Annotated in this window: 21 protein-coding genes; 8 read left to right on the forward strand and 13 right to left on the reverse strand. The window is 64.6% G+C overall.

The genetic code is table 11. From position 1 onward, the window contains the following. Positions 1–15 precede the first annotated feature (15 nt). Positions 16–903: a LysR family transcriptional regulator ArgP gene (locus BMX04_RS14255; RefSeq protein WP_074787588.1), complete on the forward strand. Its 888-nt coding sequence runs from the start codon at positions 16–18 to the stop codon at positions 901–903. A gap of 72 nt (positions 904–975) precedes the next feature. Here the strand turns inward: BMX04_RS14255 and BMX04_RS14260 are convergent, their stop codons facing one another. Then, complete coding sequence (locus tag BMX04_RS14260; RefSeq protein WP_074787589.1) at positions 976–1,716, reverse strand: YebC/PmpR family DNA-binding transcriptional regulator; 741 nt, start codon at positions 1,714–1,716, stop codon at positions 976–978. A gap of 198 nt (positions 1,717–1,914) precedes the next feature. On the opposite strand from BMX04_RS14260, the gene bchE reads away from it, so the two are divergent. Together bchE and bchJ are read left to right on the forward strand one after the other, a co-directional pair. After that, on the forward strand, positions 1,915–3,576 hold the full coding sequence (bchE, locus tag BMX04_RS14265; protein WP_074787591.1) for a magnesium-protoporphyrin IX monomethyl ester anaerobic oxidative cyclase: 1,662 nt from the start codon (positions 1,915–1,917) through the stop codon (positions 3,574–3,576). Then, on the forward strand, positions 3,548–4,162 hold the full coding sequence (gene bchJ, locus BMX04_RS14270; protein WP_420876409.1) for a bacteriochlorophyll 4-vinyl reductase: 615 nt from the start codon (positions 3,548–3,550) through the stop codon (positions 4,160–4,162). Before bchE ends, bchJ begins: the two co-directional genes overlap by 29 nt. On the opposite strand, the gene BMX04_RS14275 is transcribed toward bchJ, so the two are convergent. The 5 genes from BMX04_RS14275 to mgtE all read right to left on the reverse strand — a co-directional run bounded on the left by BMX04_RS14275 (position 4,151) and on the right by mgtE (position 8,391). Next, a complete protein-coding gene (locus tag BMX04_RS14275) occupies positions 4,151–5,062 on the reverse strand; it encodes a DMT family transporter (RefSeq protein ID WP_074787595.1) in 912 nt (303 codons plus the stop codon). The genes bchJ and BMX04_RS14275 overlap by 12 nt on opposite strands. 1 nt (position 5,063) lies before the next feature. After that, positions 5,064–5,876 (reverse strand): TIGR00282 family metallophosphoesterase, encoded by an 813-nt coding sequence (locus tag BMX04_RS14280; RefSeq protein ID WP_074787597.1) that lies wholly within the window; start codon positions 5,874–5,876, stop codon positions 5,064–5,066. Positions 5,877–5,954: 78 nt separating this feature from the next. Next, positions 5,955–6,425: an OsmC family protein gene (locus BMX04_RS14285; protein WP_074787599.1), complete on the reverse strand. Its 471-nt coding sequence runs from the start codon at positions 6,423–6,425 to the stop codon at positions 5,955–5,957. 15 nt (positions 6,426–6,440) lie between these two features. Continuing rightward, positions 6,441–6,998: a 5-formyltetrahydrofolate cyclo-ligase gene (locus BMX04_RS14290; RefSeq protein WP_074787650.1), complete on the reverse strand. Its 558-nt coding sequence runs from the start codon at positions 6,996–6,998 to the stop codon at positions 6,441–6,443. A 7-nt stretch (positions 6,999–7,005) separates the two neighbouring features. Continuing rightward, positions 7,006–8,391 carry a magnesium transporter gene (mgtE, locus tag BMX04_RS14295; protein WP_074787601.1) on the reverse strand — a complete coding sequence of 462 codons (1,386 nt, stop codon included), beginning with the start codon at positions 8,389–8,391 and terminating at the stop codon, positions 7,006–7,008. A gap of 146 nt (positions 8,392–8,537) precedes the next feature. On the opposite strand from mgtE, the gene guaD reads away from it, so the two are divergent. Both guaD and BMX04_RS14305 read left to right on the forward strand, forming a co-directional pair. Continuing rightward, a complete protein-coding gene (gene guaD, locus BMX04_RS14300) occupies positions 8,538–9,821 on the forward strand; it encodes a guanine deaminase (protein WP_074787603.1) in 1,284 nt (427 codons plus the stop codon). A 68-nt stretch (positions 9,822–9,889) separates the two neighbouring features. Beyond that, a complete protein-coding gene (locus tag BMX04_RS14305; RefSeq protein WP_050661105.1) occupies positions 9,890–10,132 on the forward strand; it encodes a hypothetical protein in 243 nt (80 codons plus the stop codon). Positions 10,133–10,134: 2 nt separating this feature from the next. Here the strand turns inward: BMX04_RS14305 and BMX04_RS14310 are convergent, their stop codons facing one another. From BMX04_RS14310 to BMX04_RS14320, 3 genes are all read right to left on the reverse strand, one after another. Next, positions 10,135–11,475 (reverse strand): 8-oxoguanine deaminase, encoded by a 1,341-nt coding sequence (locus BMX04_RS14310; RefSeq protein ID WP_074787605.1) that lies wholly within the window; start codon positions 11,473–11,475, stop codon positions 10,135–10,137. A gap of 84 nt (positions 11,476–11,559) precedes the next feature. Beyond that, positions 11,560–12,351 (reverse strand): inositol monophosphatase family protein, encoded by a 792-nt coding sequence (locus BMX04_RS14315; RefSeq protein WP_074787607.1) that lies wholly within the window; start codon positions 12,349–12,351, stop codon positions 11,560–11,562. Positions 12,352–12,403: 52 nt separating this feature from the next. Further along, positions 12,404–12,772 (reverse strand): helix-turn-helix domain-containing protein, encoded by a 369-nt coding sequence (locus BMX04_RS14320; RefSeq protein ID WP_074787609.1) that lies wholly within the window; start codon positions 12,770–12,772, stop codon positions 12,404–12,406. A gap of 313 nt (positions 12,773–13,085) precedes the next feature. On the opposite strand from BMX04_RS14320, the gene BMX04_RS14325 reads away from it, so the two are divergent. Further along, entirely contained in the window at positions 13,086–14,054 is a 969-nt protein-coding gene (locus BMX04_RS14325; RefSeq protein WP_074787611.1) for an NADPH:quinone oxidoreductase family protein, read from the forward strand. Here the strand turns inward: BMX04_RS14325 and BMX04_RS14330 are convergent. Continuing rightward, positions 14,035–14,910, reverse strand: coding sequence for a LysR family transcriptional regulator (locus tag BMX04_RS14330; RefSeq protein ID WP_074787613.1), 876 nt, complete (start codon positions 14,908–14,910; stop codon positions 14,035–14,037). The two genes, BMX04_RS14325 and BMX04_RS14330, sit on opposite strands and share 20 nt — an antisense overlap. Before the next feature lie 123 nt (positions 14,911–15,033). Between BMX04_RS14330 and BMX04_RS14335 the strand changes: the two genes are divergently transcribed. Continuing rightward, the gene (locus tag BMX04_RS14335) at positions 15,034–15,228 is read left to right on the forward strand and encodes a DUF1127 domain-containing protein (protein ID WP_050661160.1); all 195 of its coding nucleotides are present in this window, start codon (positions 15,034–15,036) and stop codon (positions 15,226–15,228) included. Between the two features lie 141 nt (positions 15,229–15,369). Beyond that, a complete protein-coding gene (locus BMX04_RS14340) occupies positions 15,370–16,149 on the forward strand; it encodes a Bax inhibitor-1/YccA family protein (protein WP_050661099.1) in 780 nt (259 codons plus the stop codon). A 208-nt stretch (positions 16,150–16,357) separates the two neighbouring features. Here the strand turns inward: BMX04_RS14340 and rpmG are convergent, their stop codons facing one another. From rpmG to BMX04_RS14355, 3 genes are all read right to left on the reverse strand, one after another. After that, positions 16,358–16,525, reverse strand: coding sequence for a 50S ribosomal protein L33 (rpmG, locus tag BMX04_RS14345; protein WP_007799108.1), 168 nt, complete (start codon positions 16,523–16,525; stop codon positions 16,358–16,360). Between the two features lie 136 nt (positions 16,526–16,661). Next, positions 16,662–17,273: a cell wall hydrolase gene (locus tag BMX04_RS14350; protein ID WP_050661098.1), complete on the reverse strand. Its 612-nt coding sequence runs from the start codon at positions 17,271–17,273 to the stop codon at positions 16,662–16,664. Positions 17,274–17,438: 165 nt separating this feature from the next. Beyond that, positions 17,439–19,979 carry a putative PEP-binding protein gene (locus tag BMX04_RS14355; RefSeq protein ID WP_074787615.1) on the reverse strand — a complete coding sequence of 847 codons (2,541 nt, stop codon included), beginning with the start codon at positions 19,977–19,979 and terminating at the stop codon, positions 17,439–17,441. Positions 19,980–20,004: the final 25 nt, after the last annotated feature.

The following is a 20,004-nucleotide window of genomic DNA, read 5'->3' on the forward strand; positions in this document are numbered from 1 at the left end:
GTATAAGTACATCTGATGCCTCTCCCGTCCGATCACCTCACCACCCTGACGGCGATCCTGCAGACCGGCAGCTTCGAAGCCGCAGCGCGGCATCTCGGCGTCACCCAATCTGCGATCTCGCAGCGGATCAAGGCGCTCGAATCGCGTATCGGCGCGCAGTTGGTTCACCGCACCACTCCCTGCACGGCGACCGAGGCGGGCCAGCGCCTCGCCGCGCATGCCGATCAGGTGGCACTGCTTGACGCCCGGCTCGCCCGGGATCTGGCGGGCCTCGCTCCCGCACCGCAAACCCGGCTGCGCCTCGCGATCAACGCCGACAGCCTCGCCACATGGCTGCCCGACGCGCTTGCTCAGTTATCGGGCCATCTCTTCGATCTGGTGATCGAGGATCAAGACACGGCCCATGACCGGCTCACCCGGGGCGAGGTGCTGGGCGCGCTCACCTCGCGCGCGGCCCCGCTGCCGGGCTGCGATGTGACACCGCTGGGGCGCTTGCGCTATATCGCCACCGCCAGCCCCACCTTTATTGACCGCCACTTTAGCGCAGGCGTTACTGATGATACCCTCGCTCTCGCCCCAATGCTGCAATTCGACAGCCGCGATCAGCTGCAACATCGCTGGATCACACATGCCACCGGGGCCGCGCTCACCCCGCCCTGCCACCGGCTGCCGTCGTCCGAGGGTTTCGCCACCGCGGCCCGGCTCGGCCTCGGGTGGGGCATGAACCCCGAGCCGCTCGTGGCGCAGGATCTCGCAGATGGCACGTTGCGCGCGCTCATCCCCGACACACCGCTCGACACCCCGCTCTACTGGCAATCCTCGCGCCTGATGAGCACGGCACTCCGCCCTGTCACCCGCGCGCTGCGCCGCGCAGGGCGCACCGGGCTGCTGCCCCCCGACTGACGCAAAGGGCCGCCCAAAAAGAGCGGCCCTTATGTCATCTTGCCAGAAATACTCAGCCCGAAAGAGCAGCCGTCAAAGTTGCTCCATCACCTCGTCCGAGGCCTCGAAATTGGTGGTGACGCGCTGCACGTCATCGTCATCCTCCAGCGCCTCGATCAGCTTCATCAGCTTTTCCATGTTCTCGAGGTCCATCTCGGTGGTGGTGGTGGGCTTCCACACCAGCTTGGTCGATGTGCTCTCGCCGAGTTCCGCCTCGAGCGCATTGGACACATCATTGAGATCGGTATCGGCGCACCAGATCACGTGACCGTCTTCGACGCTCTCGACATCCTCGGCGCCGGCCTCGATCGCGGCCATCATGACTGTGTCGGCATCGCCCACCTCAGCGGGATAGGTGATCTCGCCCTTGCGCTCGAACATGAAACCGACGCTGCCGGTCTCGCCTAAGTTGCCGCCGTTCTTGGAAAAAGTCGACCGCACGGTCGATGCGGTGCGGTTGCGGTTGTCGGTCATCGCCTCGACGATCACCGCGACGCCGTTGGGTCCGTACCCTTCGTACCGGATTTCTTCATAATCCTCGGCATCGCCGCCTGACGCCTTCTTGATGGCGCGCTCGATATTGTCCTTGGGCATGGATTGCGCCTTGGCTTCCTTGATCGCGAGGCGCAGGCGCGGGTTCTTGTCGGGGTCCGGGTCGCCCATCTTGGCGGCGACGGTGATCTCCTTGGAAAACTTGGAGAAAAGTTTCGCCCGCACGGCATCCTGCCGCCCCTTGCGGTGTTGAATATTCGCCCATTTGGAATGGCCGGCCATGGTGCCTTCTCCTGCATCTTCGGAAATCTGACGCCTTTTATCCGCTGTCGCGCGACAGGGCAACGCCCCTCTCGCACGGCCTAAAAGGGGTGCGGTATCATGTCGGTATTACGTCGGTATCGCGTCGGTTTGATATATGTCAACTAAACTGGACACTTCCTCTGTTAGCCTGAATTGACAGGACAGGGAGACACCACCATGCGCATCGTGCTCATTCACCCCAACTATCACTCCGGCGGCGCTGAGATCGCCGGAAGCTGGCCACCCGCCTGGGTCGCCTATCTGGCGGGCCATCTGCGCGATGCGGGGTATGACGATGTGCAGTTCATCGACGCCATGACCAACCGTATCGACGACGACACCCTGCGCGCCCGCCTGCGCGATTTGCAGCCCGATGTGATCGGCGTCACTGCCATCACCCCGTCGATCTACGTGGCCGAAAACATTCTCAAACTCGCACAGGAGGAAGTGCCGGACGCGCTCCGCGTTCTTGGAGGCGTGCATGCCACCTTCATGTACAAGCAGGTGTTTTCCGAGGCCCCTTGGGTCGATGTGATCGTGCGCGGCGAGGGTGAGGAGATTTTCCTGAACCTCATCCGCGCTGTGGATAAGGGCGAATGGCTCGCCGCGCGTGGCGCGATCAAGGGGCTGGCCTATCTCGACGGCGACACGATCAAGGCCACACCGGCGGCGGCGACGGTCAAGGATCTCGATTCGATCAATCCCGACTGGTCGCTGCTTGAATGGGAGAAATACATCTACGTGCCCTTGGGCAAGCGCGTCGCGATCCCCAACATGGCGCGCGGCTGTCCGTTCACCTGCTCGTTCTGCAGCCAATGGAAATTCTGGCGTGACTACCGCGTGCGCGATCCCAAAAAAGTCGTCGACGAGATCGAGAACCTGGTGAACAACCACGGCGTCGGGTTTTTTATCCTCGCCGACGAGGAACCCACCATCAACAAGAAGAAATTCGTTCAATTCTGCGAGGAACTGATCAAGCGCGACCTGCCCGCCCGCGTGCAATGGGGCATCAACACCCGCGTGACGGACATCTACCGCGACCGCGATCTGCTGGCCTTTTACCGCAAGGCGGGGCTGGTGCATGTGAGCCTTGGCACCGAGGCGGCGGCGCAATTGAAACTCGATCAGTTCAACAAGGAAACCAAGGTCGAGGAGAACAAGGAGGCGATCCGCCTCTTGCGCGAGGCGGATATCTTTACCGAGGCGCAGTTCATCGTCGGCCTCGACAACGAGACCCCAGAGACGCTGGAGGAAACCTTTCAGATGGCGTGGGACTGGCAGCCGGATCTCGCCAACTGGGCGATGTACACGCCCTGGCCGTTCACGCCGCTTTTTCAGGAGTTGCGCGATCAGGTCGAGATCTTCGATTTCTCGAAATACAATTTCGTCACGCCGATCATGAAGCCCGCCACCATGACGCGCGGCGAACTCCTCGATGGAGTGATGAAGAACTATCGCCGCTTTTACATGCGCAAGGCGCTGTTTCACTACCCGTGGCGCGGCACGGGCTATCGGCGGCGCTATCTGCTGGGCTGCCTCAAGGCATTTCTCAAGGCAGGCTTTGCCCGCACCTTCTATGATCTGGGCAAGGCCGGATACTGGGGCCCGCAGACCAAGAACAAGGTCAGTTTCGACTTTGACGAGACCCGCACCATCGCCGAGGCGCAGATGGAGGATTGGGAGGCCAGCGCCGACCGCGCCGCGCGTGCCGCAGAGCGCCGCGAGGCGGTGCGCGCCCAGATGAAGGACCGCGCGGGTGAGCGCAAGCAGGGCTTCAAGATGCCCAACGGGGCCGAAGTGCGCGCCTGCGGTGGAAGCACCGAGCAGATGGATGCCTGACGGCGGCTATATTGAGGCGCGGATCGGTCCGAACGCGGTGCTGCAACTCGCCCCCGCGATGGACCGTTTCGCGGGTGAGGCGGCGCGCCGCGCGCTTTTTGCGCCTGTCGGCTTTGATCCGTTGCCTGGTGCGGAGGCGATGATCGACGAGCGCCCGGTCGCCGCGCTGCACCGTGCCCTGCGCCGGGGCCATCCCGATATCGCGGACCGAATCGCGCGGGCCGCAGGCACCGCCACCGGCGACTATATCCTTGCCAATCGCATCCCCCGCGCCGGGCAAACCCTGTTGTGCGCCCTGCCCGCTTCCCTCGCCGCGCCGCTTCTCACGCGTGCGATCTTGGCCCACGGCTGGACCTTCTGCGGCAGCGGTCAGTTGACGGCGCGCGGCCGTCACCCGGTGGTTTTCACGCTTGAGAACAACCCGATACCGCAAGTGGGAGAAAGCGCCGCGCCGGTCTGTCACTGGCATGCGGCGTGTTTCGAGCGGCTGTTCACCCGGCTTGTCCACCGGCACTCCAAGGTTGTCGAGACCACCTGCTGCGCCACCGGTGCCGCCGCCTGCCGGTTTGCGGTGTCATGGCGCTGACGGGGTAATGACCGGGGGCAGGCGCGGGCGCGGTTGCACCAGTGCAAGACCGAGGATCATCAGGCCAAGGGCGGCCCAGACATAGCCCGAATAGACCTCGGCCAGCAGCGCGACGGACCACAGCACGCCGAACCCGGTCACCAGATACGAGACCTGCGCGGCAAACACCGATCCCGCGCGCCCCACCATCCAGACATAGCCCGAGTAGACCACCGCGTGCGCCAGCGCAGAGAGCACCAGCGCCCCCTCGGCCACGCCCCAGGGCGGGCGCGGGTCGATCCACTGCCCCGACAGGAGCGCCACCGGCAGCATCACCACGAGCCCGACCAGCGAAGCACCGGTAATGAGCTGGATCGGGTCGAGCCCTGCCGTGCCCCAGCGCGCGATCGCGTTGCCCTCGCAGGCATAGCAGAACGGGGCTATGAGGGCGACGGGGATGATGGCGGCCATCGCCGGGTCCGGCAGGCTCGCCTCGGGCCCGATCAGCAGCACGATGCCCGCCATGCCGCAAACCAGCCCGCCGAGCCGGATCAGGCGAAAGATGTCGTTGCCCAGGGCAAGGGCCACCGGAAAGGCCATCATCGGCACCGTCGAGAGCAGGATCGCCAGCACCCCCGCTGGCAGGTGCTGGGCGGAGTAGTAGTAGGCCCAGCCCGGCAGGATCGTGCCCAGAGCCGCGACCATCAGGTAACGCCCCAGCGTGGCGCGCCCGAAGACCGGCCACCGGCCCCGCGCGATGCACACCGCGCCCAAGACCATCACCACGATTACCTTCTCCCAGAAGATCAGGCCGAAGGGCTGATGCCCGGTGCTGACCGCCAGCTTGCCCAGCGGCACCGACAGTCCCCAGCCCGCGCCCATCGCCACCAGAATGGCCGTCAGGCGCAACCGGTCCGCCATCTCAGGGGGCCGATTGCGGAAGCCGCCCGCCCTGCCGCACCATCTCGATCCGCGTAGCGCGGCCGGTGGCGTCGTCGGTCTCGACATAGACGCCCGAGAGCGTGACCGCCCCCATGGCGGGGGTGAAGCGTTCGCGGCCCATACCGGTCACGAAGCGGCGCATCGGCTCGGCCTTGTCCATGCCGATGACCGAATTGTAATCGCCGCACATGCCCGCATCGCCCTGAAACCCGGTGCCGCCGGGCAGGATCTGGGTGTCGGCGGTGGGAATATGGGTGTGGGTGCCCACCACGAGGCTCGCGCGGCCATCGCAGAAATGCCCCATCGCCATCTTTTCGCTGGTCGCCTCGCAATGCACATCAACCAGCGCCGCCTGCACCGCGCCGCCCAGGGGGTGCGTGCGCAGGGTGGCGTCGATGGCCGAGAACGGATCATCAAAAGCGCGGCGCATGAAGACGTTGCCCAGCACCTGCGCCACGAGGATCTTGCGCCCGCGCCCGTCGGTAAAGACACGGTGCCCGCGCCCCGGTGCCACCTTGGAATAGTTGAGCGGGCGAATGATGCGGCTGTCACGCTCGATCGCCTGCAGCATGTCCTTTTGATCGAACGCATGATCGCCGAGCGTCACGCAATCGGCCCCGGCTTCGAACAGGCCCTTGGCATGCGCGCCCGTGAGGCCCATCCCGCCCGAGGCGTTCTCGCCATTGACCACCACGAAATCGAGCTTCCACGCCGCGCGCAGCCCGGGCAGTTTGTCCGCCACCGCCGCGCGCCCCGCGCGCCCCATCACATCACCGAGAAAGAGTATTTTCATGGCATCCCTGTTAGGCGCAGGCGGGCCAAAGGGCAAGCGGATGCAAGGCCGCCCTGCGCTTCATCTTGCCGCAAATACTCAAGTCCCGATGCGATACCGCGCCTTGTAGTCGACCGCGAAATTCACCGACCGTGCGATAAAGCAATAGTCATGCACCCGCGCATGCAGCGCATCGGCCTGTTTGAGGTCGCTGCCCGGGGCCACGGTGATCCGGGGCCGCAGGGTGGCGCGCAGGAAGCGGCTTGCGCCCTGCGGATCGGTCTCGCCCACCGCCAGAGGGTCATCCTCGTAACCCGTCACCACGATCCCTGCATCGCTCGCCAGATGCAGGAACCACAGCATGTGACAGGCCGACAGCGCGGCGATCAGCATGTCCTCGGGATTGTGCAGCGCCGGGTCGCCGCCCAGGAGCGGATCATTCGAGCAGTGAATCACCGGCTTGCCCGGTGTCTCGACGTTCCACGTCCGGGCATAGCCCTTGTAGTGCCGCGTCCCCTCGCCCCGGTTGCCGGTCCAGACGACACGGGCACTATGATCATGTTCGGCCATCGGCCCCACTCCTGTTCAGAACGCGATCACCTCGGTTTCCGTCACCAACATGTCGAGCGGCTGATCGGTCGGCTCCAGCGGCAGCGTCTCGGCCTCCTGCGCGGCATAGGCGAACCCGATGGCCAGTGTCGGGCGGCGGTTGCGTAAAAGCTCCAGCGTGCGGTCATAGAAGCCACCGCCATAGCCGAGCCGCCCGCCCGCGCGGTCGAACGCCACCAGCGGCACGATCAGGATTTCCGGTTCGATGAAGCGGTCCACCTCGGGCACCATAGCGCCAAACGGCCCCTCGCGCAGCGCGCAGCCCGGCTCCCACAGCGAAAAGTCGAGCGGCAGGCCCGCGCCTGCGATCACCGGCACGGCAACAGGGCCATGTGCGGCGGCCTCGGCCATTGCGGGCAGGGGGTCGATCTCGGAGCGGATTGGCATGTAGGCCGCGAGGGGCACGCCGCGATAGCCCGCCAGAACGCCCGAGAGCAGGCCCGCGCCTGCCCCGGGATCGGCCCGGTGCGCCGCCGCCCGCCGGGCAAAGGCGGCCTTGCGCGCCGCCGCCTTGATCTCTGCCAAATCGGTCATCATTCACTCACAACAAAAACGCCGCCGCCAGCCCTAGAAAGGCGCAGAATCCGACCACATCCGTCACCGTGGTCACGAACGTGCCCGAGCCCAGCGCCGGGTCCACCCCCATGCGATCCATGACCACGGGAATGCCCGCCCCGGCAAACCCCGCAACGACCAGATTGATCACCATTGCGGCGGCGATCACGTATCCAAGGTCCGGCCCGCCAAACCAAATCACCCCGACGATGCCCATCGTGACGGCAAAGATCACGCCATTGATCAGCCCCACCAGCACCTCGCGTGTCAGCACCCGCCAGACGTTCGAGCCGGTCAAATCCTTGGTCGCGAGCGCCCGCACCGCCACGGTCAGCGACTGCGTCGCGGCATTGCCCCCCATCGAAGCGACGATCGGCATCAGCACCGCAAGTGCGACCAGCTGTGCAATCGCCGCCTCGAACTGCGCGATCACCAGCGAGGCGAGAATCGCGGTCAGCAGATTGACCGCCAGCCACGGCACCCGCTGTTTCGACGTCGCGATCACGCTGTCGTTGAGCCCGCCCTCGCCGACACCGGCAAGGCGCATGATGTCTTCTTCATGCTCCTCGTCCAGAACGATCATCGCGTCGTCGATGGTGATGACGCCGACGAGCCGACCCTCTTCATCCACGACCGGCGCGGAAATCAGGTGATACTGGTTGAACGCATAGGCCACGTCGCCCTCGTATTGGGTGACGGGGATGACGTGAAACGTCTCTTCCACCATGTCCCTGAGCGGCACGTCGCGCCGCGCCGCCATGATCCGGCCCAGCGTCACATTGCCCACCGGATGCAGGCGCGGATCGACCAGGATGATGTGATAGAACTGCTCCGGCAGGTCCTCGGCATTGCGCATGAAGTCGATGACGTCGCCCACGCTCCAATGCTCGGGGGCCATCACCACCTCGCGCTGCATCAACCGGCCTGCGGAATATTCCGGGTAGGTCAGCGATTGCTGAACCGCCAGACGGTCGCTGTCTTCCAGATACTCAAGGATTGCGTCCTGCTGCTTATCCTCGAGATCCTCGACCAGATCGACCACGTCGTCGGAATCGAGTTCGCGCACCGCCTCGGCCAGAACTTCGGGCGTCAGCAGGCCGATCACCTCTTCGCGAATCGACTCGTCGAGTTCCGACAGGATGTCGCCGTCGAATTCCCCGCCATAGAGCTTGATCAGCCGTCGCCGGTCATAGGCGTTGCTCTGTTCCAGAAGGTCGGCGATGTCGGCGGGGTGCAGCGGCTCCATCTCGGCCCAGAGCATCTCGCGGTCATCGGTATCAACGGCATACATGATGCGCGATACGGCCTGCTTGTTCAGCGGATAGCCGTCCTCGTCACGCTCGTGCTCCGTCTCCTGTTCCTGCTCTGCCATCTCGCCCTCCCGTCACGCCACCTTGGCGCAGGAGTACTCAAGCGCCGCGCGAAAAACAATGACATTGGGATGATTTACCCCGCCTTCTGCCGCGCGTATCGTAGCGCTGCACAGCCCGTCGCCAGACAGGCCCTCAGAGGTGCCCGATGACCGACCAGACCCTAATTACCGGCCAGATCCTGGCCTTTGACCGGACGCCGTTTGATGGTGATCCGGCGCAATCCGCCCGCCTGCACGAGGCGTTGGTGATCGAGGGTGGTCATATCGCCGCCCTCGGCCCCGCATCAGAGTTGCGCGCCGCCTATCCGCAGGCCCGGCATCGCGACATGGGCGCGCATCTGATCACTGCGGGCTTTGTCGACGCGCATGTCCACTATCCGCAGACCGCGATGATCGCCAGTTGGGGCAAGCGGCTGATCGACTGGCTCAATACCTATACCTTTCCAGAGGAAATGCGTTTTGCAGATCCCGCCTATGCCGCAGAGATCGCAGGGCGCTATCTCGACCTGGCGCTGGCGCATGGCACCACCACCACCGCCAGCTATTGCACCATCCACCCCGCCAGCGTGACCGCGTTTTTCGAGGCGGCGCAGGCGCGTGGGCTGCGCGCCGTGGCGGGCAAGACCTGCATGGATCGCAATGCCCCCGACGGCCTGCGCGACACGGCGCAATCGGCCTATGACGACTCGCGCGCTCTGCTGGACCGCTGGCACGGTGTGGATCGGCTGTCCTACGCCATCACGCCGCGCTTTTCGCCCACCTCCTCGCCCGAGCAACTGGGTGCGTTGGGCCATCTCTGGGCGGAATACCCCGATTGCCTGATGCAGACCCATCTGAGCGAGCAGACCGACGAGATCGAGTGGGTTCAGGCGCTTTGCCCTGAGGCGCGCGATTATCTCGACACCTACGAGGCGCACGGGCTGTTGGGCACGCGCGGGCTCTACGGCCATGCGATTCACCTCGCGCCGCGCGAGCGGGACCGGCTGCGCGAGGTGGGTGCGGCGCTGATCCACTGCCCCACCTCCAACACCTTCATCGGCTCGGGCCTCTTTGACATGGCCGCCCGTGTGGCCGAGGGGCAGCGCCTCGGGCTGGCCACAGATACCGGCGGCGGTTCGTCCTTTTCGATGCTGCGCACCATGGCGGCAGCCTATGAAATCGGGCAACTGACCGGCACGGCGCTGCATCCCGCGCAGCTTCTCTGGCTTGGCACCGCCGGGTCGGCGCAGGCGCTGCATATGGGCGATCTCATCGGCACGATCGCCCCGGGGATGGAGGCGGATCTGGTGGCGCTCGATCTCGCCTCAACCCCGGCCATCGCCCAACGCGCGGGGCGTGCGGAGGATATATGGGAGGCGCTCTTTCCGACGATCATGATGGGCGATGATCGCGCGGTCGCGCAGGTCTGGGTCGCGGGGCGCGCGGTCTGATCCTGCGACAGGCAGACAATCGGGACCGCCGCCCTATCTCTTGCTGCGGACAGTGACAGGAGCCCGCAATGACCGACAGCACCCCCGCCCGCCATCTCGCCGACGCGGTTCAGGCCATCGACGCCCAGTTCGGCGAGGGCTACGCGCGCGACCATCCCGATCTGGTCGCCAGCCTTATCCAGAGCGCCACCATCGAGGCCGCGGTTGCCACCGGTTATGGTGCGCATCAGGAGGCGCTGGCCGCCGCGCACCGGATCAGCGCCGAGATGGGCGAGACGATCCTGAAACTCAAGCCGCGCATCTTCGGCTGAGGCTACAGCCGTTCCGCCAAGCACCGCGCCAGACGGGTCTGCTGCGCGATCACCTGCGGCAGATCGAGCGTGATGAGATGCCCGTCCCGCACCAGCTGACGGCCCTCGACGAAGAGGTCGCGCACCTTTTGCGGCCCCGCCAGCACCAGCGCGGCGGGGTCCCAACTGCCTGCACTCTCGATGCCACTGACATCCCATATCGCGATATCCGCGCGTTTTCCCGGCGCGATCCGGCCGCAATCCTCGCGCCCCAGAACCTCGGCACCGCCGCGCGTCGCGATCTCCAGCGCCTCGCGCGCGCTCATCGCGTCGGCCCCGCGCGACACCCGCTGCAACAGCATCGCCTGCCGCGCCTCGCCGATCAGGTTGCCCGAATCGTTGCTGGCCGAGCCATCGACGCCCAACCCGACCCGAACACCGCGATCCCGCATCTCACGTACCGGTGCGATCCCCGATCCCAACCGACAGTTGGAGCACGGACAATGGGCAATGCCGGTTCTTGTTTTTGCAAATAATTCAATCTCCTGGCCATCGAGCTTGACGCAATGCGCATGCCAGACATCCGGGCCGGTCCAGCCCAGATCCTCGGCATACTGCCCCGGGCGGCAGCCGAACTTTTCCAGCGAATAGGCCACGTCTTCGGCATTTTCGGCCAGGTGGGTGTGCATCATAACCCCTTGATTGCGGGCGAGATTAGCAGATTCTCGCATCAGGTCACGGCTGACTGAGAAGGGCGAGCACGGGGCGACGCCCACCCGGCACATCGACCCATCTCTTGGGTCGTGAAAGCGATCTATCACGCGAATACAATCACTTATGATGTATTTCTCATCTTCCACCAGCGCGTCCGGCGGCAAGCCTCCGGCGCTTTCCCCGATGCTCATCGCGCCGCGGGTGGGGTGAAACCGCAGCCCCAGTTCAACCGCCGCCTCGATGGTATCGTCAAGCCGCGCGCCATTTGGAAAAAGGTAGAGGTGATCAGAGCTTAGCGAGCATCCTGAAAGTGCAAGTTCCGCCAGTCCGACCATCGCCGAGACGCGCATTTCCTCGGGTCCGAACCGTGCCCAGATCGGGTAGAGCGTCTGGAGCCAACCGAACAACAGCGCATCCTGCCCGCCCGGCACGGCCCGGGTCAGTGTCTGGTATAAATGGTGATGGGTGTTCACCAGCCCCGGCGTGACCACGCAACCGGTGGCCCGGATCACCTCGCCCGAGGTTTCCAGCCCATACCCGACCTGCGCGATCACGCCATCGCGGATCAGGATATCCGCGCCCTGCAGCTCTTGGCGTGCGTCATCCATGGTCAACAGATGATCCGCATCCTGAATCAGGTATTCTTTCATGAAAACCTCTCCTTACGCGTGCGTCCTCACCCCCTCTGGACGCGAATGCACGGCGGAAAGGGGCCAGAACCGCGCAAGCAGTCGCTAGGCGATCCGTGACAGGACTTCAAGCGCCGCCGCGTGCTGTTCCTGCCCACCGGCCGCCACGGCGCGCCCGCCCGCATGCACGGGGCCACCCTGCCAGTCGGTCACGATCCCGCCCGCCGCCTCGATAACCGCGATCGGGGCTTGAATGTCATAGGCGGCCAGTCCCGCCTCGATCACGAGGTCGATCTGGCCAGCGGCGACGAGAGAATACGCATAACAGTCAAGTCCATAGCGGGTGAGCTTCACCTGGCGTGCCACCTCGGCAAAGGCGGCACCCTCGGCAGCGGCTCCAACCTCGGGAAAAGTCGTGAACAGGATCGACTCGGACAAGGGCCGATCCCCGATCACCCGCAAATCGCGCTGCCCCTGGGGCCCGCTCATCGCCGCATGCCCCAAGCCGCCCTCGAAGCGCTCACCGATATAGGGCTGATCAATGATACCATAAATGGGGCCGTTTTCATCCGCGACCGCAATCAGAACGCCCCATGTCGGCGACCCGGACAGAAAGGCCCGCGTCCCGTCAATCGGGTCGAGCACCCATGTCAGGCCGCTCGTGCCGTCCCGCGTGCCGTATTCCTCGCCCAGAATAGCATCCTCTGGCCGTAGTTGCGCCAACACGTCGCGCATCGCGCGCTCCGTCGCGCGGTCGCCTTCGGTCACGGGGTCGAACGCCCCGTCAGACAGCTTGTTATCCGCCGTCAGCCCGGCGCTGCGAAAAAACGGCAAAACCGCCTCACGTGCCGCATCTGCGACTGCGTGGGCGGTTTTCCTGAGCTCTTCGGTATTCATGCCCACCCTCGATCAAACCTGAGGGAGGGCTTAGCGCGCGGGGCGCGGTGGCTCAAGCCACCTCGCTCAGCACGCGTGCCAGGTCGAACAGACGCCGGCGTTGATTTTCCGGAATCGCATAGTAGGAGCGCACCAGATCCAAGGCTTCCTTGTCCCCGATGATATCCACCGGGAGATTGCCCGGCTTTGTAACTTCTTCTTCTTTTCCAAGGCCTTCAAAGAAGAAGCTGATATCGACATCCAGCGCCTCGGCGATATCCCAAAGGCGCGACGCGCTGACGCGGTTGGCCCCTGTTTCATATTTCTGAATCTGCTGAAATTTGATTCCGACCGCTTCGGCCAATTGTTGTTGTGTCATCCCGACAAGCCATCGACGATGACGAATGCGTTTTCCGACATGCACATCTACCGGGTGCGCCATTCCATATTCCTCTCACTTAACTATCTTTGGGACTCCAAGGGTGGGCTTACCATCCTCAACCACACGCCACGCATCCCAGCAGCGCATTTCGCAAAGTAGCAACTTGGCCTTGAAACACAAGAATTATCGCTAGCCGATAACGTGCCATGTACTTAAGACACTCAATCTAAGCGGGCGACTACCCCTTTTGGATAGGCTCTGCAGGGCCCACCGATCGGTGACCACGCCGCATGGCGGACGCCAGGGGCGAATCGAATTGCAGTTCGCTGCCTGCCCGCGCTAGCATTTGCGCGACACCAACGGCAGGATTTCCATGCGCGCCTACCATATCCCCGCCCCGGACATCGCCCCGTCCATTCACGACATCGACGCGCCCGCGCCGGGGGTCGGCGAATTGTCCCTGTCGATTGCCGCCTGCGGGCTCAACTTTGCCGATCTGCTGATGATCAAGGGCGAGTATCAGGACACGCCCGCGCCGCCCTTTACCCTTGGCATGGAGGTGGCAGGCGTGGTCGAGGCACTTGGCCCCGGTACATCAGCCCCCCCCGTCGGTGCGCGGGTTGCGGTTTTCGGGGGACAGGGCGGATTGGCCGAACACGGCTGTTTTCCAGCCGACAGGGCCGTCATTTTACCCGATTCCATGGGGTTCACCGAGGCCGCGGCCTTCCAGATCGCCTATGGCACGAGCCATGTTGCGCTTGATCACACGGCACGGCTGAAGCCCGGCGAAACGCTGCTCGTTCTTGGCGCGGCGGGGGGCGTCGGCCTGACGGCGGTCGAGATCGGCAAGCTGATGGGGGCACGGGTGATCGCCTGTGCGCGCGGGGCCGACAAGCTGGAGGTGGCGCGAAAGGCGGGGGCGGATCACCTCATCGACGCCAGCACCGAGGATATCCGTGCCGTCTGCAAGGCATTGGGCGGTGTCGATGTGGTCTATGATCCGGTGGGCGGCGATCAGTTCAGGGCGGCGATGCGCGCCTGCAATCCCGAGGGCCGGATTCTAAGCATCGGATTTGCCAGCGGCGAGGTGCCGCAAATTCCGGCCAATCATCTGCTGGTCAAGAACCTGAGCGTCATGGGCCTTTATTGGGGGGGATATCTGAAATTCCGTCCCGAGGTGGTGACCGACAGCCTGCGCACACTCTTGCGGTGGTATGAGGAGGGGCGACTCAAGCCCCATGTCAGCCACGTGCTGCCGCTTGAACGCGCGGACGAGGCGCTTGAATTGCTGCGCAGCCGCCGCTCGACCGGCAAGGTCGTCGTCACGCCATCCGCAGGTTGACCGGCGCGGGCTGCGCGAAAAACCCCTGCCGCAACATGTCCGACAGCGGATCAAGCAAGGCGTCGCCTCCGGGGCGGGCGTAGAGATTGATTTTCTGCACGCCAAGATCGGGCAACGCGGTGCCTGGCTCGATCGCCTCCTGATGCGGGGGGATGCTGTCCTCGAGTAGCGCGCCCACGGCGAGATCGGCACTGACGAGGGCCTCGACCGCGCGATCATCCTCGGAGAGCACGGCCATTTCCCAGTCGATGCCTGCCTGCTCCAGCTTGCGCAGGACGATGGGCCGAAAGATGCAATTGGTGCAGAACGCGAGCCGCAACGGGCGGCGTTTCCACGATGTGCCGCCCGGCGCGCCGGTCCAGCGCAACGCCATTTCGGTCAGCGTCTCGCCGCCATCGTCGACGCCCTCTTCGGTGGTCAGGATCAGATCCACCTCGCCACGTGCAAACTCCTCGCGCAGCTTGACCGTACTCGACGAGCGCAGATGCACATTGACGCGCGGATAGGCGGCGTTGAACTGCTTGAGCACGCGCGGCACCACCGGGTAGACGATGTCATGCGGCACGCCGAGGCGCAGCTCGCCCTCGTAGAGATCTTCTGTCAGCCGCCCGACCGCCTCGTCATTCAGCGCGAGGATGCGGCGCGCATAGCGCACCAGCTGTTCGCCCGACGCGGTGAGCGACACCCGCCGGTTGCCGCGATCGAAGAGCGCCAGACCCAGCATCTCCTCCAGCCGCTTGATCTGCATCGACACGGCAGATTGCGTGAGGTTAAGCATCGCCGCCGCCCGCGTCACGCCGCCATGATCGGTCACGGCGACAAGCGCCCGCAACGTGGTGATATCCAGATTTCTCATTCATCAACCCTCGTGATGCAATTCCTGACAAACATTCATTTCCAAAATTGAAGCAGTTGAGGCAAAAGATCAACATGAAAAATGAATAGCCATGAAATCATCACCAAAAGGAAAGGAAACGCCATGACGTTCCACATCGACGCCCCCGCCCTGCACCGCACCTGCCGACCGCAGCGTATCACGCTTGGCCTGATGCTCGATGTCTTCCGTCAGCGGCGCGCCCTGTTGCACCTGGACGACACCGCGCTTGCCGATCTGGGGATCACCCGGCGCGAGGCGCTGCGCGAGGCGACGCGGCCGTTCTGGGACCTTCCCTGACCCTGAAATGCCCGGCATCTGAACCGTGCCGGGCGAAACATGTCAAAAACTGTCGGAAAAACTTGAAAACGGGTGCCTGCTCTCCGATATTAATAGCAAAGCCTCAATACCGGGGCCGCCATTCACATATCGGAGGTATATATGGCTGAGTTCAACACGATCCGGACGGCGACGGGCACACGCACCGCCCAGATTGACGCGGGCCTGCGCGCGCACATGAACAAGGTCTACGGCACGATGTCCGTGGGCATGCTCATCACCGCGCTCGCAGCGTGGGCAATCGCGGGGCTCGCCGTCACGACCGATCCGTCGGCGGCCGCCGCACAGATGGGTAACGGCAAGATGCTCACAAGCCTGGGCGCTACGCTCTACCTGTCGCCGCTGCGCTGGGTGGTCATGCTGGCACCGCTGGCCTTCATCTTCCTCGGCTGGGGCGCATTGCTGCGCCGGGCACCGGCGGCTGGCGTGCAGCTTGGCTTCTTCGCCTTCGCGGCGCTGATCGGCATTTCGCTCAGCTCGATCTTCCTGGTGTTCACCAGCTTCTCGATCGCGCAAACGTTTATCGTGACGGCAATCTCCTTCGCCGGTCTGTCGCTCTGGGGCTACACCACCAAGAAGGATATCTCGGGCTGGGGCAGCTTCCTCATCATGGGCGTGATTGGCCTGTTGGTGGCGATGGTCATCAACATCTTCCTGCAATCGCCCGCGATGATGTTCGCGATCTCGGCGATCGGTGTCCTGATCTTCGCAGGCCTCACCGCATTCTACACGCAGGAGATCAAGAACACCTACGTGGCGCATGCCGCACAGGGTGATCAGGACTGGCTGGACAAGGCCGCCTATGACGGCGCGCTGAACCTCTATATCAGCTTCCTGAACATGTTCCAGTTCCTGCTGATGTTCATGGGGCAACAGGAATAGCGAACACGCCATTCAAAAGATGGAAAGGGCCGGTCAAAGCGACCGGCCCTTTTTCGTGGCCCCCCTGCAGACGCGGTGCGCGACTTGGGGGCCAGCCCCCAAACCCCCGGAGTATTTCGACCAAAAGAAACGGGAAGAAACCAGGCCGTGCAAATGAAAAAGCCGCGCCCGAAGGCACGGCTCTTGCGGTATCGACTGGACGGCGATCTTACTTGATCTTGCCTTCCTTGTATTCGACATGCTTGCGCACCACGGGATCGTACTTACGCACGGTCATCTTTTCGGTCATCGTGCGTGCATTTTTCTTGGTCACGTAGAAATGGCCCGTGCCCGCGGTCGAGTTCAGACGGATCTTGATGGTCGTCGGCTTCGCCATTGGTTATCTCCTGCGCCAGGCGCGACACGCGCCCGTGAATATCTCATGAAGCCTGCCTTTTACCGACGCGCGCGCCCGAGTCAACCGCGATTGTCGGCACAAGGCCAGGAATTCCGGCCTTGGCCCGCCTGCCCCGTCAGTTCCGGGACAATTGCGTGGGTTTGCGATAGAAATGATGCACACCGATCGTCGTGGTGCGGGGATAGACGCGCGCCCAACGCGGGTTCACGGCGCGGGTGTGGTAATGCGTGGCCCCGTCGGTCAGACGGCGCGGCGCACCCTGCACCATGAGGCTAGCCACCTTGTTGACCTGCGAAAAGGCCACCGGATTGGCGATGTGTTCCTTGTGTCCGTCGCAGGTATAGGTGAACTGGCACTGGAATTTGCGCCCTGTCCCCTGATGGATGACATCGCAGACGGTATCGGGAAAGGCGGCACTGTCCACACGGTTCAGGATCACCTCGGCGACCGCGAACTGCCCGCGCACACTCTCGCCGCGGGCCTCGAAATAGAGTGCCTCTGCCAGACAGGCGGATTGGACGTTGCCGCCGTCGACATCAAGGCCCGCAAGCCAGTCGCGCGAATATTCGATGCCGATTTCGGGACGGGTGATATAGCTTGCCAGACGGTCGCCGGACATCGAGCGCAGCGCGCGCGTTTCCTGTTCCATCAGCCGGGTCACAGGTGCATCCGCTGCAACCGGCCCGGCCAGCACCGCGAGGGCGGCGATAAGTAGCGCGTGTTTCATGCGTGATCTCCTTGCCATAAGGGAAAGCCCTTTTGTCATTCGGCGGCATTTAGACAAAATGGGTCCATCCGTCCACCCTCGGGGTCGGCGGGGAATCGCTCATGTCGTTTTATGGCTCAAAAAGGCCTTGCGGAGACGCGTATATTGCGCGGTGTGGCGATCGAACTACCCGATCTTGTCGCGCACGGTCAGCTGTGCGGCAGCAAGTCGCGCCACCGGAACCCGGAAGGGCGAGCAGGACACATAGGTAAATCCCGCGTCCCGGCAGAATGCAATCGATTCGGGATTGCCGCCATGTTCGCCGCAGATCGACAGGACCACGTCGGGATTGGCGGCGCGGCCGCGCTCTGCCCCGATGCGCAACAGCTCTCCGACGCCATCGACATCGAGGCTGTGAAAGGGGTCTTCGGGATAGACGCCCTGCTGCACGTAGTTGGACATGAACCGCCCGGCATCGTCGCGCGACAGGCCATAGGTCATCTGTGTCAGGTCATTCGTGCCGAAGCTGAGAAACGACACCAGCGGCGCGATTTCCCCGGCCCGAAGCGCGGCGCGCGGGGTCTCGACCATCACCCCGAGACGATAGGCGAAATCGCGGCCCGTCTCGTTGCGCACCGCCGCCGCGACCGCGTCGATCCGGGTCTTGACCAATTCGACCTCGCGCCGGGCGCTGACCAGCGGGATCATGATCTCGGGCACCACCGGCGCGCCGTCCTTGCTCGACTCGAGCGTCGCCTCGAAAATCGCGCGCGCCTGCATGTCGTAGATCTCGGGCACGGTGATCCCGAGCCGCACGCCGCGCATGCCCAGCATGGGGTTGTATTCGCCAAGCGCCTCGACCCGGCGGGTCACGTCCGAGAGCGGCAGATCGAGCGCCTCGGCCAGTTGCAGATGGCCGGCCCGGTCAGTGGGCAGGAATTCGTGCAACGGCGGATCGAAAAGGCGGATGCAGACCGGCTGCCCCTGCATGATGCGGAAGAGATCGGTGAAATCGGCGCGCTGCATGGGCAACAGCCGTTCCAGCACCGCCGCGCGATCCTCGCTGGCATCGGCAAAGATCATCTCGCGCATCACCGTCAGGCGGTCGGCCTCGAAGAACATGTGCTCGGTCCGGCACAGGCCGATGCCGCGCGCCTTGAAATTGCGCGCCACCTCGGCATCGGCGGGCGTGTCGGCATTGGCGCGCACGGCAATGTCGCGCACGTTGTCGGCCCAGCTCATCAGGGTCTGGAACGAGCCGTCGCGCGCGGCCTCGAGCAGCGGCGCCTCGCCCGCGAGAACAAGGCCGTTGGTGCCGTCGATGGTGATCATCTCGCCCGCCTTGACGACGCGGCCGTCGGGCATGGTCAACTGCTTGCGCCGGGGCTGGAAATGAATGTCCGAGGCCCCCACCACGCAGGGCAGGCCGATGCCGCGCCCGATCACCGCGGCGTGGCTGGTCATGCCGCCGCGTTCGGTGAGCACGCCCACTGCGGCGTGCATGCCGCGGATATCCTCGGGGCTGGTTTCGCGGCGCACCAGAATGCAGGCCTCGCCGCGCGCCTGCGCCGCCTGCGCGTCGGCGGCGGAAAACACCACCCGGCCCGAGGCGGCGCCGGGGCTTGCGGCGATGCCGCGCGCCAGCACGTCACGCTCGGCATCCGGATCGACCTGCCGGTGCAGGAGTTCGTTGAGCGCGCGCGGCTCGACCCGCATCAGCGCCTCTTCGTGGCTGATGATCCCGTCCTCGGCGAGCGCCACGGCGATGCTGACCGCCGCGCGGGCGTTGCGCGCGACGCGCAACCCGTCGAGCAGCCAGACCTTGCCATTTTCGATGGTGAATTCGGCCTGCATGTCCTCGCGCAGCTTTTCGCGCATCAGCGCGGCATAGGCCTTGACGTGGGCAAAGGCATCGGGGGCCAGTTCTTCGAGCGAGGGACCGCGCGGATCGCGTTCGAGATAGAGCGCATCCGCACCGCGCTGCAGCGCATCGCGGCCCTGGCTCTGGCTGAGGTAGCGACCGGTGATCTGGCGCGCGCCGGTCTGGCTGTTCACCAGTTGCATCACGCCCGAGCCGCATTCGCCCTCGCCGAGGCCGAGCGCCAGTTCCTGCACCACTAGACCGAGGCCTGCATCGGCGGGGGCACCCTTGGCCTGCCGCAGAAGGCGGGCGGTCGTGCCTTCCCAGGCGCGGGCCATGGAGCGCAGCACTTCGGTCAGTTGCACCGCCGGGTCCTGCGGAAATTCCTCTTCGGTCTCGTCCTCGTAGGCGCGCAGCGCCTGCCCCAGCCCGATGCTCGGATCTTCGGACACGTCGTCGAAGATATCCGGGTCGAGCCGGGCCACGTGCACCGCGTAGGATTGCACGAAGCGCAGGTATATCTCGGCCGCCGCGCGCTTGCCGATCTTGTCCGAGAGTTCGATGAATCGCGCGTCGTTGATGCCGATATTGAGCACCGCGCCCGGCCCGCCCCAATCGGGATCTTCCGAGGACGGGCGCACGCAGAGCAGCGGGGCCTCGCCGAAGGGCGCGAGCAGGGCGGCCATGTCGGGCAACTCGCCCGCCGCGATGCCATGCACCGCCTGAAACGACAGCGCGATGGTGCGCGGCACCGGCAGATCGAGCCGCGCCAGACGTTGCAGGCATTTCGCCCGTCCCCCGTGGGTGTTGGCATGCACCGGAGAGGTGGGGGTGATCAGGGTGATATCGGGGTCGTCTTGCTGCACTGCGGCACCTTTCCTTTGCCCGCAC

The organism is Roseovarius tolerans, from assembly GCF_900109855.1.
GTDB classification, from domain to species: Bacteria; Pseudomonadota; Alphaproteobacteria; order Rhodobacterales; family Rhodobacteraceae; genus Roseovarius; species Roseovarius tolerans.

Excerpts from the sequence above, each read along its gene's own strand:
- BMX04_RS14260 (WP_074787589.1), bottom strand. The coding sequence starts at position 1,716 with ATGGCCGGCCATTCCAAATGGGCGAATATTCAACACCGCAAGGGGCGG.
- BMX04_RS14325 (WP_074787611.1), top strand. The coding sequence starts at position 13,086 with ATGCGCGCCTACCATATCCCCGCCCCGGACATCGCCCCGTCCATTCAC.
- guaD (WP_074787603.1), top strand. The coding sequence starts at position 8,538 with ATGACCGACCAGACCCTAATTACCGGCCAGATCCTGGCCTTTGACCGG.
- BMX04_RS14350 (WP_050661098.1), bottom strand. The coding sequence starts at position 17,273 with ATGAAACACGCGCTACTTATCGCCGCCCTCGCGGTGCTGGCCGGGCCG.
- BMX04_RS14255 (WP_074787588.1), top strand. The coding sequence starts at position 16 with ATGCCTCTCCCGTCCGATCACCTCACCACCCTGACGGCGATCCTGCAG.
- BMX04_RS14340 (WP_050661099.1), top strand. The coding sequence starts at position 15,370 with ATGGCTGAGTTCAACACGATCCGGACGGCGACGGGCACACGCACCGCC.
- BMX04_RS14285 (WP_074787599.1), bottom strand. The coding sequence starts at position 6,425 with ATGGCCGAACATGATCATAGTGCCCGTGTCGTCTGGACCGGCAACCGG.
- BMX04_RS14280 (WP_074787597.1), bottom strand. The coding sequence starts at position 5,876 with ATGAAAATACTCTTTCTCGGTGATGTGATGGGGCGCGCGGGGCGCGCG.
- BMX04_RS14320 (WP_074787609.1), bottom strand. The coding sequence starts at position 12,772 with ATGGCGCACCCGGTAGATGTGCATGTCGGAAAACGCATTCGTCATCGT.
- BMX04_RS14310 (WP_074787605.1), bottom strand. The coding sequence starts at position 11,475 with ATGAAAGAATACCTGATTCAGGATGCGGATCATCTGTTGACCATGGAT.
- bchE (WP_074787591.1), top strand. The coding sequence starts at position 1,915 with ATGCGCATCGTGCTCATTCACCCCAACTATCACTCCGGCGGCGCTGAG.
- rpmG (WP_007799108.1), bottom strand. The coding sequence starts at position 16,525 with ATGGCGAAGCCGACGACCATCAAGATCCGTCTGAACTCGACCGCGGGC.
- BMX04_RS14335 (WP_050661160.1), top strand. The coding sequence starts at position 15,034 with ATGACGTTCCACATCGACGCCCCCGCCCTGCACCGCACCTGCCGACCG.
- BMX04_RS14290 (WP_074787650.1), bottom strand. The coding sequence starts at position 6,998 with ATGACCGATTTGGCAGAGATCAAGGCGGCGGCGCGCAAGGCCGCCTTT.
- BMX04_RS14275 (WP_074787595.1), bottom strand. The coding sequence starts at position 5,062 with ATGGCGGACCGGTTGCGCCTGACGGCCATTCTGGTGGCGATGGGCGCG.
- BMX04_RS14330 (WP_074787613.1), bottom strand. The coding sequence starts at position 14,910 with ATGAGAAATCTGGATATCACCACGTTGCGGGCGCTTGTCGCCGTGACC.
- BMX04_RS14315 (WP_074787607.1), bottom strand. The coding sequence starts at position 12,351 with ATGAATACCGAAGAGCTCAGGAAAACCGCCCACGCAGTCGCAGATGCG.
- mgtE (WP_074787601.1), bottom strand. The coding sequence starts at position 8,391 with ATGGCAGAGCAGGAACAGGAGACGGAGCACGAGCGTGACGAGGACGGC.
- BMX04_RS14305 (WP_050661105.1), top strand. The coding sequence starts at position 9,890 with ATGACCGACAGCACCCCCGCCCGCCATCTCGCCGACGCGGTTCAGGCC.